At 56.7% G+C, this 11,942-nt stretch carries 12 protein-coding genes; 1 reads left to right on the forward strand and 11 read right to left on the reverse strand.

Annotation, left to right across the window (positions count from 1 at the left end):
• Window positions 1-13 precede the first annotated feature (13 nt).
• From MKX51_RS04025 to MKX51_RS04050, 6 genes are all read right to left on the reverse strand, one after another.
• Window positions 14-1,435: an STM4014 family protein gene (locus MKX51_RS04025; RefSeq protein WP_340991285.1), complete on the reverse strand. Its 1,422-nt coding sequence runs from the start codon at window positions 1,433-1,435 to the stop codon at window positions 14-16.
• Complete coding sequence (locus tag MKX51_RS04030; protein ID WP_340991287.1) at window positions 1,435-2,280, reverse strand: STM4015 family protein; 846 nt, start codon at window positions 2,278-2,280, stop codon at window positions 1,435-1,437. The genes MKX51_RS04025 and MKX51_RS04030 overlap by 1 nt, the downstream gene beginning before the upstream one ends.
• 34 nt (window positions 2,281-2,314) lie before the next feature.
• Window positions 2,315-2,902, reverse strand: a complete 588-nt coding sequence (locus MKX51_RS04035) for a hypothetical protein (protein WP_340991288.1) — start codon at window positions 2,900-2,902, stop codon at window positions 2,315-2,317.
• An 85-nt stretch (window positions 2,903-2,987) separates the two neighbouring features.
• Window positions 2,988-4,397, reverse strand: coding sequence for a nucleoside recognition domain-containing protein (locus MKX51_RS04040; RefSeq protein ID WP_340991289.1), 1,410 nt, complete (start codon window positions 4,395-4,397; stop codon window positions 2,988-2,990).
• The gene (locus MKX51_RS04045) at window positions 4,375-5,106 is read right to left on the reverse strand and encodes a FeoB small GTPase domain-containing protein (RefSeq protein WP_340991290.1); all 732 of its coding nucleotides are present in this window, start codon (window positions 5,104-5,106) and stop codon (window positions 4,375-4,377) included. The genes MKX51_RS04040 and MKX51_RS04045 overlap by 23 nt, the downstream gene beginning before the upstream one ends.
• Window positions 5,103-5,357 (reverse strand): FeoA family protein, encoded by a 255-nt coding sequence (locus MKX51_RS04050; protein WP_340943667.1) that lies wholly within the window; start codon window positions 5,355-5,357, stop codon window positions 5,103-5,105. Before MKX51_RS04050 ends, MKX51_RS04045 begins: the two co-directional genes overlap by 4 nt.
• A gap of 246 nt (window positions 5,358-5,603) precedes the next feature.
• Between MKX51_RS04050 and MKX51_RS04055 the strand changes: the two genes are divergently transcribed.
• Window positions 5,604-6,506, forward strand: coding sequence for a helix-turn-helix transcriptional regulator (locus MKX51_RS04055; RefSeq protein ID WP_340991291.1), 903 nt, complete (start codon window positions 5,604-5,606; stop codon window positions 6,504-6,506).
• On the opposite strand, the gene MKX51_RS04060 is transcribed toward MKX51_RS04055, so the two are convergent.
• From MKX51_RS04060 to MKX51_RS04080, 5 genes are read right to left on the reverse strand one after another with little or no spacing between them, the layout of a single operon-like run.
• Entirely contained in the window at window positions 6,498-7,592 is a 1,095-nt protein-coding gene (locus MKX51_RS04060) for a GerAB/ArcD/ProY family transporter (RefSeq protein WP_340991292.1), read from the reverse strand. The genes MKX51_RS04055 and MKX51_RS04060 overlap by 9 nt on opposite strands.
• Window positions 7,593-7,602: 10 nt before the next feature.
• The gene (locus MKX51_RS04065) at window positions 7,603-7,836 is read right to left on the reverse strand and encodes a hypothetical protein (protein ID WP_076079529.1); all 234 of its coding nucleotides are present in this window, start codon (window positions 7,834-7,836) and stop codon (window positions 7,603-7,605) included.
• A 12-nt stretch (window positions 7,837-7,848) separates the two neighbouring features.
• Complete coding sequence (locus tag MKX51_RS04070; RefSeq protein ID WP_340943658.1) at window positions 7,849-9,081, reverse strand: Ger(x)C family spore germination protein; 1,233 nt, start codon at window positions 9,079-9,081, stop codon at window positions 7,849-7,851.
• Entirely contained in the window at window positions 9,078-10,181 is a 1,104-nt protein-coding gene (locus tag MKX51_RS04075; RefSeq protein ID WP_340991293.1) for a GerAB/ArcD/ProY family transporter, read from the reverse strand. Before MKX51_RS04075 ends, MKX51_RS04070 begins: the two co-directional genes overlap by 4 nt.
• Window positions 10,178-11,800: a spore germination protein gene (locus tag MKX51_RS04080; protein ID WP_340943654.1), complete on the reverse strand. Its 1,623-nt coding sequence runs from the start codon at window positions 11,798-11,800 to the stop codon at window positions 10,178-10,180. Before MKX51_RS04080 ends, MKX51_RS04075 begins: the two co-directional genes overlap by 4 nt.
• Between the last annotated feature and the right edge of the window lie 142 nt (window positions 11,801-11,942).

Consider the following 11,942-nt stretch of genomic DNA (forward strand, 5'->3'; position numbering starts at 1 on the left):
GGCCGGATTCCTCCTAAGACAGCTGCTTCATTTCCCATTCGTAGGTGCTGCAGCCTTGGTATTCAACATCGTACAACAAGTCGCCAAAAGGATTCACATCCGCTGTATACATCCGCCCGGAGCTTCCCGCCAGCACATCGATGCCCGCGATAGAGCAGCGCGGAAAAGCGGCCAGCGAAGCCTCCGCTGTCCGGCGTACTTCTGCCTGCTGCGCCTCGCTCAGCCCGGCTTCCGCCGGAGTCATCCGCCGGCTGCGCAGATGCAGATTCGTAATCGGTGTGGTGCTGACTCTGGCGACTGCATGGCAGGCTTCACCAGCGACAACCAGCTGGCGGATGTCGAAGGAATGTCCGTCCTTGCCGGGCTTCGGAATCCACTGCTCGGCATAGGCGCCGTGGCGGTAGAGCCAGTTAATGATTCCGGCAAGGCGGGCAGAATCGGTATAACGCTGCAGCTTGCCGGAATTATAATACACCGGGGGACGGGTGATATAGCTCTCGACTCCGATGGTGGTAACCGCCGACTCAGCTCCTGTTGCCGGGTTCAGCTGATAAGCAATCACGCCGGAAGCAGCGGAGCCGCTGGCCAGCTTGATGAACACGCGGTGCATCCGCTGCGACAGCATCAGCTCACGCAGGGATGCGTAATCCACGGGGACTTGTCCGCCGCTGCCGCGAAGCGGCCGGGGAACAGGGACGCCGGACTCCGCGAGAATCTGCTGGGTCCGGCGCTTGTCCGTCATGGCAGCGATCTCCGCCGGATCGTTGGTCCAGCGGGAGGCGGGCAGGAGCTGCCCGGCCTCCTGCCGGAGCCGCGCCAGCAGGCGGCAGTAGCCGCGGAACCACTGGGACGGGTGATGCAGCACGCCAGGCATGTCCTTCAGGGCTGAGGCCGCTTTGAAGCTGAGCGGCCTCAGGTCCGGCTGCTGCCCGAACGGGTGCAGCGAGTCGTCCGGGTCCGGCGCATCCGGTGCGCCCAGCGCGATAAGCGCCCGCTCCAGCGCGAAGCTGCCGCCGGGGGACTCCAGCCGCAGCAGTGGCGGGGACGCTGCGGATGCCGATGCAGCGTGCCCGCTGAAGCTGCCGCTCGGAGAATCCGGCAGCAGGCGCTGCGCTTCCGCTGCGGACCCCTGGGCGGGTTGCCCGCCGCTCCGGCGGTCCGTTGTAGCCGGCTGTGCCGGAACCGGCCTCCCGTTCAGCGCTGGCGGTTCCAGCATTGCGCTACGGAGCAGCCGGCTCACCTGTTCCGGCAGTCCGGCTGCCTGCTGCTGCACAGCCTGCTCCAGCAGATCAGCCAGCGGCTGGTTCTCCAGCAGCCCGGCATAGGGAATCAGGAGCGCCGGGGGCATCCCGAGGCGCGAACGCGCCTGCTGAATACCGGCTGAGCGCCGGTCGCCCGGCTGGCAGAAGACAATCAGCGGTGCGGCGGGCTGCATTATTCTGTGATCGACGGATAACGCCAGTCATCATCGTCATCGGCCTGCTGCTGGTCGCTGACATCCACCGGCAATCCGCTGTTCTTCAGGCGCAGCATCATCTCGTCAGACATGTAGTGATGGCTCAGGTTGAGCTGCTTCAGTCCCTTGACCCGTTCGCTGGCGAGCAGCGCCTCAGCGCCGGTATCGCTAAGCGTTCCCAGTGACATGTCCAGGGTATGGAGCTGGTCCAGAATCGGCGCATCCGCCAGGGCTGCGGCAATTTCGTCCTGAATCTCACTGTTTTTGAGTCCGAGATAGGTAAGCTTAGGGAACTTTCCAGGCTCGATCAGCGGCAGGAGATCCTCCAGTCCGCCGTCGAAGCCGTAATTGTCTACACCAAGGTATAATTCCAGCTTGCGCAGATTCGGCAGGCGGGAGGCGGCAATGTCCGCCAGCACGGCCTTACTGAGTCCGCCGGTAATAATAATGAGTTCTTCGAGCTTGTCATGCTGCAGTTGGCTCAGACGCAGATCGGTACCGCCTTGTGCAGTCAGGGATTGCAGCTCAGGATAAGCGGACAGCAGCGGCGAGAGATCGGTCTGGTTAATCCACGAAATTTCACATTCCTCATAGCTCATATCCCCGATGAACAGCTTACGCAGTGCCGGGAAGCTGGCGCTGTGCTTCACCAGGGCCTGGACGGCTTCCTCCGAGGTGTTCTCGTAGGCTTGACCCCAGTCGCCAATCGTAAGGCTGGTCAGGCCGGCGGCTTCAAGACTTCCGCTTAAGCGTTCAATCTCCGTCTCCATCCGCTTGCCTTCTTCAAATGCATCATAATCAATACTGAGCTTCACTGCTGTCATGAACAATCCCTCCCGGAAAATAGTAGCTTCCAAATCACCCTAACATGTAGTGAGAGGGAGAGTCAAATAGCAGAGGAACAGGTGCACCTATTTCCCCGTTAACGCCCGTAACCACGGGGTTGTACGGGCCAAATGTAATCGAAAAACCGATCACATTTGGCACGGCGGTGGCGTATGGTCCGAATGTAGTCGGAAAACTGAACACATTGGGCCTGGCGGAGGCGTGTGGTCCGAATGTAATCGAAAAACCGATCACATTCGGCCTGACGGCGGCGTGTGGTCCGAATGTAATCGAAAAACCGACCACATTTGGCGTGGCGGTGGCGTGTGGTCCGAATGTAATCGAAAAACCGATCACATTTGGAGTGGCGGTGGCGTGTGGTCCGAATGTAATCGAAAAACCGATCACATTTAGCGTGGCGGTGGCGCGCGACCCAAATGTAGTCGAAAAACCGACCACATTCGGCCTGGCGGTGGCGTGTGGTCCGAATGTAGTCGAAAAACCGATCACATTTAGCCTGGCGGTGGCGCGTGGTCCGAATGTAGTCGAAAAACCGATCACATTCGGCCTGGCGGTGGCGTGTGGTCCCAATGTAATCGAAAAACCGACCACATTTGGCACGGCGGTGACCCCCGCCGCGAAGGATGCGCCCAGAGCGCAAAAAAAGCACTATCCGCCCGTCCGGGGGAATAGTGCTCCGAATGATTTACACCCAGCCGAACAGCCGGGCTGCCGAAGCCACCGCGAAGGTTACGCCGATAGCGATAGCGAGCGGGATTACAGCGGAGAGCACGGCCCATTTCAGGCTTTTGGTCTCCTTGTAGATGTTCACGAGTGTGGTGCCGCAAGGATAGTGGAGCAGGGAGAAGAGCATCATATTCAGCGCCGTCAGCCAGGTCCAGCCGTGGCTCAGGAAGATGTCCTTAATGCTGCCGAGACCTTCGATATCGACCATGGCCCCGGAGGACATGTAGCCCATCAGCAGGATAGGCAGCACAATTTCATTGGCGGGCAGGCCGAGGATGAAGGCCATAATAATGAAGCCGTCCATGCCGAGCAGCTGCGCGAACGGATCGAAGAACGCAGCCATATGATTCAGCACACTCTCACCGCCGACAAATACATTGCCGAGAATCCAGGTGATGATCCCTGCCGGAGCGGCCACGATGATGGCGCGGGTCAGCACATTGAGGGACTTTTCTTTGGAGGAGCGGACAATGGTCTTCCAGATCTGCGGGCGGCGGTAGGGCGGCAGCTCCAGGGTGTAGTGGGTAGGCACACCGCGCAGCGCGGTTTTGGACATGATCCACGATACGCTCAGGGTGACGATAATTCCGACCAGTACGATGCCCATCAGCACCAGCGCCGTCGAGAAGGTACGCAGTGCCCCGGTGGTTGCTGCCCCGACCATGAACATGGAGGAGAGCAGAATAAGCGTAGGCCAGCGGCCGTTGCAAGGGACGAAGTTGTTGGTCAGAATGGCCAGCATCCGTTCACGGGGCGATTCAATAATGCGGGTGGACAGAATCGCGGCAGCGTTGCAGCCGAAGCCCATCGACATCGTCAAGGCCTGTTTGCCATGCCCCCCGGATTTCTTGAACAAGCGGTCCATATTAAAAGCCACACGCGGCAGATAGCCGAAATTCTCCAGCAGCGCGAACACCGGGAAAAAAATCATCATAGGCGGCAGCATGACGCTGATGACCCATGAGGTGCCTCGGTACAGCCCCAGCACAAGAACGCCGTGCAGCCAGGCCGGGGCATGAACAGCCTCGAAGCCGGCGGTCAGATAGCCTTCGATCCAGCTGAAGAGGGAGGCAATCCAGCCGGAAGGGTAGTTGGCTCCGGCAATGGTAATCCAGAATACCAGGCCAAGGCCGGCCAGCATAATGGGGAAGCCCCAGATTTTTGAGGTGACGATATTATCCAGCTTGTAGGTGCTGCCCAGCTTCTTCTTGTCGTGATAGGTAACAGCATCGCTGCAGATTCCGGCCGATACCCCGTAGATTCCGCTGACGATCTCGTCACGGACCGCTCCTTTGTCTGCCAGCTTCTTCGCAGTAGCGAGCAGGGAATCAAGCGGGTCTTGGCCGTTAATGGCATGCGGTGACTCCATGGCGGGCCACCTCCTTCGCTACAGATATACCCTTGCGTCCCATATGGGCTTTGAGGGAAGCCAGCAGGCTGTGGTCACCGTCCAGCAGACGCAGGGCAATCCAGCGTGCCGGATATCTGGCGCCGACCGTCTGTTCCACCATCGGGATCAGCTCGGCAATGCCCCGCTCAATCTCATCGTTGTAGGTGATCTTCAGCGGCTCAGCCTTGAATTCACCGGTCGCTACGCGTGCGATCTGATCCAGCAGCGCTTCAATACCGATCCCGTTGCGGGCTGAGATGGCCGTGACAGGCACCCCGAGCCGCTCCGCAATCCGCTGCAGATTAATATCAATGCCCAGCCGCTTGGCTTCATCGATCAGGTTGATGCAGACCACGGCGCGTCCCGTAATCTCCAGCACCTGCAGGGCCAGATTGAGGTTGCGCTCCAGCGAAGTTGCATCCAGAACCACCAGCGTGACATCCGGCTCCTCGAAAATAATATAGTCCCGGGCCGCTTCTTCATCGGCGGAATTGGAGTAGAGCGAATAGGTGCCGGGAAGGTCAACGGCCCGGTAAGTATGCTCCTTGTGGGTGAACCGCCCTTCGGCGGTGACTACGGTTTTGCCGGCCCAGTTGCCGGTATGCTGGCGCATCCCGGTCAGCAGGTTGAACAGCGTGCTTTTGCCCGTATTGGGATTGCCTGCAAAAGCAACGGTATATTCGCTCATCCTTCTCCGCCTCCAATCAATTCGCCATAAATGAGGGAACTCTCTTCCCGGCGCAGGGCAATGGTAGTATTGCTGATCCGGTAAGCCGTAGGGTCTCCAAGCGGACTGCGCCGCAGCACTTCTACACTATTCCCGGCGACAAATCCGAGATCAAGCAGTCTTCTCCGCAGCACGCCCTGGACCTCGATGCCGCTGATCCGCAGCGTGCTGCCGTTCGTAGCTTCAGACAATGGAATTACGGATCCAGCCATAAGCTCTCCCACTTTCGTATGAATAATGAATGAATAGTTATAGTTATCCTTAAGTATGAAATATGCACTTGTATAGTATATTGTGCAGGGCACAGAATATTGCATCCTGCCACAAGATTAGTATACGTAAATAAATTTGTCCTTGCAACAATAATGTTTCCCTAGGGAAAGATAAATACAGCAAGATTTATCAAAAGTATTTCCGGTGTCTGCTATATACTTTGAGTTGTGGAGGGGGTGAGAGTCATGCACTATCAGTTGATTCACAAGAGCATCGAATTTATTGAGCAGCATTTGGAAGAGGATTTGGATTTGGAGAAGGTGGCTAAGGCAGCAGGGTTATCCAAATATCATTTTCACCGGATTTTTCGCAAATACGTGAACAAAAATGTCCATGAATATATCCGGGCCCGCCGTCTCAGTCAAGCAGCCAATCTCCTGCTGTATTCCGAGACACGAATTCTTGAGATTGCGCTGCAGTACGGCTTTGAGAGCCAGGAGGCTTTTACAAGAGCCTTCAAGGAAATCTATGATTTGCCGCCTGCGCAGTACAGATCGCAGGTGAGACTATTGATTCAAGAAAGAGAGGTATATACAATGTCAGAGATTACAGGCTGGTATATTACAGGTACCCACCAGGAGAAATATAAGGTCGAGATTGATCCCCGCGTCTGCTATAAGACAAGTCCCTCCATGCATCTTCGTTCCAGCGGGGAAGCTAAGCAGGACGACAATGGTTTTGGAACCTTGATGCAGCAGTTTCAGGCAAGAGAATATCGGGGGAGACGGATGCGCTTCTCGGGGTTCGTTAGAACGGAGGAGGTCACCGGCTGGAGCGGCCTGTGGATGAGAGTGGATGATAATAAGCAGAATATGCTGGCATTTGACAACATGCAGAACCGGAGCATACAAGGAACCACGGAATGGAACCACTATGCTTGCGTCATGGATATTCCGTCCGAAGCCGATGTGATCAATATCGGAATTCTGCTGAGCGGAAGCGGACAGATATGGCTGGGGGAATGTGAATTCGAGGAAGTAGGCAAGGATGTTCCCGTAACGGATGGCTCTACAGGTGCGGAGAACCTTCCGTCCGGGCCGCAGAATCTGAAGTTCGACCAGCAGCCGGAGCACTCTGCTTCAAGCTGAACGCTGTAACCGGCCCCGCACCCAGATCGACAGGGCCAGCAGCAGCGGAATGGCGATCTGGAAGATCGGGTCAAGCTTCAGGCTCGGCCCCAGGCCGACGGCGATATGCTGGGTGTAATCCCGCTCCAGGAATGAGGAGCCGTAGATGACTGCCCCCACAGGGAAGACCCACCATTTCGCCGGTTTGCCGGTCAGCTCTGCAAGAGCTTTTACGGAACAGAAGTAGAAGAGCATCATCTTGATCAGCAGCCCCAGGAAGAGCTGGATCGTGACCAGAATATCAAGCCGCTCGACAAATTTGAGATTGGACAGCACCCGGACGGTTTTGAGAAAAGGCAGCTGGCTCACTCCCGCGATCGCCGGGCCGAGGACGGCCACATTCAGCGCGTTCATGAAGATCAGGAATGCGCTGATGAGCAGATAGGCGTTCACGGTGTATTTTACAGGCACACCGGGCTTCTCCCATAGCGTCCACAGCATCAGAAAAACAATCATCTGCCCGAAAGGAAACGAGACGATCTCCGGCAGCGCCGCTTGCAGAACCGGCATTACCCCGCCCTCCATCACAGGTGCCAGGCGGCCCAAATCAATCGCCCCCATGATGCTCAGCATCAGAACGAGCAGGAAATAGAAGAACAGCATGACCGGCAGCAGCACCTCAGGCAGCCTGAAGACAACCTCCGCCCCCTTCCAGATCGCATATAGGGCCAGCAGCACGAACACCAGCATCGTAATGGCCATTGGGGTTCTCGGCAGCATGGTCATCGCCGTCAGCTCGCCGAGGTCGCGGACATTGCGCATGGACTGATAGGCGAAATACAGGCTGTAGACCGCGCCGATGAACGCCCCTGGAGCTGTGCCGAAATGAGCCTTGAGCATTCCGATCAGATCTGTGCCCGGAGACCGGTGCTGAATCCACATCAGCACAAGGAGCAGGGCGAAGCCCGCCGCTGAACCTGCACACATCGCCAGCCAGGAATCCTGCTTGGCGGTGCCCCCAAGCAGGAACAGCGGCGTGCTGCCGATTTCAAACAGCATAATCATGAACGCAATCTGCAGGGAAGAGACCTGTTCTTTGTTCACCATGATTTCATCTTTAGCCTCCTAACCAATAGATAATGGCTCTGCCGACAGGCTGGAAGAACGCCGTATACAGGCTGCCCAGCGATACATGAGGGGTATTGGTAATTCCGCATAGATTAAGATACGCCCCGTACCCCATAATGCAGCCAAGTAAGAGCCGTCTCCGGCGGCGCTCTTCTCCGCGTAGCTTCGTCCACCCCCACCCGTAAGCCAGCGCATAGAGTAGAAGAGTAATAGCTATTTTCATAGATATGCTCCTTTACTTCTGCTGAACAGACTTGAATGATTTATTACTGAGTCCGGTCCGTTCTATCTCGATAGAGACCTGCGGGCGGATCTCAATCTCCTGAAAGACGCTGTCCCAGCTCTTCTCCTTCTCAATCTGCTTCCAGCGCTTCGGATCGCTCCGGTGCACTCTCACAGCAAATCCGGTGACGTCTGCCCCCAGCTGCTTGACCTCCGCCCAGGCGTTATTCATTAGCTCCAGCACCCGCTGCTCCAGCGAGGCCTCCATTTCACTGATCGCCTTGCGGTCGTTCAGGTCCATGACACTGCCAAGCTCCGTCAGCACACCGCTGCCCTTGACGTTAACCTCCATCACATAATGATCCTTGTCCCAGACAGGGTGGACGGTGGTGGACGAATTCTGCAGGATGAATGAAGCATCCAGCTTGTCGCTTGCCCCCGGCCGGGAGGGGAAGGCAATGGTGGCAGAATCAACGTTATCGGTCAGAAAAGAAAGCCCGAACGCCTGCTTCTGGCTAAGCCAGCCCGCGAACGTGTCTCCTTTAATGACGCCCAGCCTTCCCAGCGCCAGCCGTGAGGGCAGATCTGTTACCGCTGTCTCACTGGTCTCATCCATCGTCCGGGAGCCGGTTAACAGTATCTCCGGCAACACCGCGCTTTTGGACTCGGAGGACAGCGCCATCGCCAGCTCATACAGCCGGGTTCCCGGATAGTAGGACAAGAGCCTTGATTCCTGTTCGATCATAAGCTGGATGCCGGCGCCCTGATTCTTGGTCATTTGCATCAGCTGATCCAGAATCATCCCGGCATCTCCCTGGGAGATGAATACAAATACCGTTTCTCTGGCATCCTGCTTGCGCAGGAACATATCAATCAGCTGATTGATCCCGTGTCTGGCCAGGCTCTCGCCGATGACGGTGATTCTGGAGTGGGAGAAGAACATCTCCCGCGTACTGGTCAGATTCGTTCGTTCAATGGCTTCCATGATCGTCCGCCCCTTGACGGTGAAGGTGAGGAATGGCGGCGAGCTTGTGCTGCCTCCTCCGCTGCCGCCCATCCCGCTTGCGCCGGAGGAAGGATTGATGACCTGGTACGTGGCCTTCCACTGATTGTCCTCCCAGTCATAGGCTGAGCCGGAGGTAATGCCCAGTTCGTTAAGCTCCCGGTCATCCCAGCAGCCGGAGAGCAGAACGGATAGAAGCGGGAGGCAGAGCAGGAGGCGCAGCAGGGTGCCCGGTTTGTTCATGTGTCCCATCCTTTCCGCTTGGAGCGCGACTTCGGCACCTTATTCAGCAAGACCGCGCCCAGCGGAACCAGCACGTTGAACAGGCAGAAGACCACGAACCGGCCTTCCTGATTGTAGTTGTTCAGCTTGGCTGAGCTTTGCCAGGAGAACAGGCATTCCAGGGCAATAATCAGACCTAGAGCTCCAATGAAGGGCCGGCTGCTGCTGACCCGGAACGTCTGCTTGAAGCACTCCACTGTCACGAACAGGAAGATCGCAAATTTCAGATAGATCGACAGCACCCAGTAAGAGATGAAGAGAATATCCAGCTTCTCTATGAACCGGCCGATCCGGAGGATGCTGATGGTAGCGAAGCCGGGGTAGGCACTCAGCTTAATGAATTCCGGGCCGAATACCATCAGGGCGGTGATCAGAATGAACATCATCAGGATTGCAACGAACAGCAGGCCTGTCCAGCCGATAATCTTGGCTCTCTGCGGATATTGCAGATAAGGGGCCAGGAACAGCAGCACCGCCACTTCAGACATCCATGCAGTCGGTGTCAGGCTCGCCAGGGTGATCTCAGCCAGACTATGGTCGAACATAGGCAGCAGATGATGCACGTTCAGGTCGTTGTACAGCCCTAGCAGATACAGCGGTACGAAGAACAGATAGAGCAGAATAACCAGACTGTTCACTCTGGCGATAGCTTCAATGCCCTGCCTTACCATATAGATGGTGATGAAAAGAATCAGAATGACGAGCACCGTGATCGGAGTATTGATCAGGACGTTGTCTTTAAGGAAATTAACGAATTCACGCAGAATGGTTGCCGTGGTGTCCAGGTAGAACTGGAGCATCAGCAGACCGAGAATCACGGACACTACCGGAGAGCTTTTCTCCCCGACCCACTCCAGAAAAGGAGCACCGTTGCTGCTCTGAATTACCGTCCCGACAATCCACGCTATAAGCAGCCCCGCCACGGTAGACAGGATAATCGCTAGCGGAGCGTCCTGCTCTGCATAGGAGCTGATAATGATAGGAAGCACGACGGTAGCTGTCGGCAGTATGGTATTGACGACAAGCATGACGGCCTGGGTGGTGCCGATTTTTCCATTCATGCTGGACCCTCTCCCTGCGGCTTGGGCTGTGCCGGTGATGGATTAGCGGCATTTTCAACGGGCTGCGGCTTCTGGTTAGGGGCTTGTCTGCGGGTCTCCTTGCCCAGATTGGTCTTGGGACGCATATTCATGCTCCACAGCGGAACGCGGATGAAGATATCCTTCAGATAACGGGGTATCATCGGCGCTACCGGAGACAGATAGGGAACCCCGAAGGAGCGCAGGCCTGCCATATGAATCAGCAGCACCATCAGGAAGGACATAATGCCGAACAGGCCGAGCGAGGCAGCGATGAACATCATCACGAAGCGGATCAGCCGGATGGAGTTGGCGATGGCCAGTGACGGAATTACGAAGTTCGAGATGGCGGTAAAAGAAACTACAATGACCATTGCCGCCGAGACCAGCCCGGCCTGAACGGCAGCCTGCCCCAGCACCAGCGCACCGACGATAGAAATAGCCGGCCCGATGGTGCGGGGCATACGTACCCCCGCTTCACGCAGGACGTCGAAGGTCAGCTCCATCAGCAGTGCCTCTGCGAAGGCGGGGAGCGGAACGCCTTCCCGCTGGGCAGCCAGACTGATCAGCAGCGTGGTCGGCAGCATCTCCTGGTGAAAGGTAGTAACGGCAATATAAAGTGCAGGCAGCAGCATAGAGACGAAGAACGCACCGTAGCGGATCAGCCGCAGAAAGGAGGAAATATCATACCGCTGGTAGTAATCCTCGCTGGATTGAAAAAAGTTGAAGAAGGTGGACGGGGCCAGCAGCGCAAAGGGAGTGCCGTCAATGACAATCCCCACCTGGCCTTCCAGAATGCCCCCGGCCATGGCGTCGGGACGTTCGGTGTTCTGAATGGTGGGAAAAGGCGTCAGTCCGCCGTCCTGTATGAATTCTTCAATATAATTGCTCTCCAGAATGGCATCGGTATTGATGGCGTTCAGCCGGCGGCGGATTTCGGTCAGCACCTGTTCACTGGCGAGGCCCTTCAGATAGACGAGGGCAATTCCGGTCCCGGTACGCTGGCCGACGGTATATTCCTCAATCCGCAGATCAGCAGTTTTCAGGCGGCGGCGCAGCATGGAGGTCCCGGTACGCAGGCTCTCGGTGAAGCCTTCCTTGGGCCCGCGGATAACCCCCTGGGAGGTCGGCTCATTAATGCTTCTTTTCTCCCAGCCGGAGGTGTCGGCGGCCAGTGCGACCTGAAGCCCCTCGAACAGAATCAGGGTATAGCCGTCAAAGAGCAGGGGCAGCAGCACCTCCAGGGTCCGGGCCTCCTTCACTCCCCCAACCGGCAGAATGTGCTCCTTTATCAGATCGAAGGCAGCTTCTGTGGTCATCTGATCTCCGTTCAGCGTGCTGTTCTCCATTAAGGACTGGAGGACCGCCTGATTGACGGTATCGGCGTTGACCAGACCGTCAATATAAATGAAGGCAAGGGTAAGTGGAGGCTTGGCTTCACTCTTATAATGGCGGATGACAATATCGGAGCTGCTGCCGATCCGGCGGCTGAACTCCTGCAAATTCTCCTCAAGGGAGAGCTTCAGCGGAAGCGGTGCAGGCACGGAGGTTTCTACAGGATCATTGGTAGTCTGGCGGCTCTTCTTCGTTTGCTGAGGCATCTCGGGGGGCTCCTTTATGCTGAAATCTGGATGTGCTCCCTGTATTATCCCCCGCTGGCGGATTCCTTATTCTGCCTGATTACAGACTGAACTGAGCCCGCTTGAGGAGCCGCTGGAATCCAAAAAAAGAAACTGCCCTTAG

This window comes from Paenibacillus sp. FSL M7-0420 (genome assembly GCF_038002345.1).
Taxonomy (GTDB): domain Bacteria; phylum Bacillota; class Bacilli; order Paenibacillales; family Paenibacillaceae; genus Paenibacillus_AQ.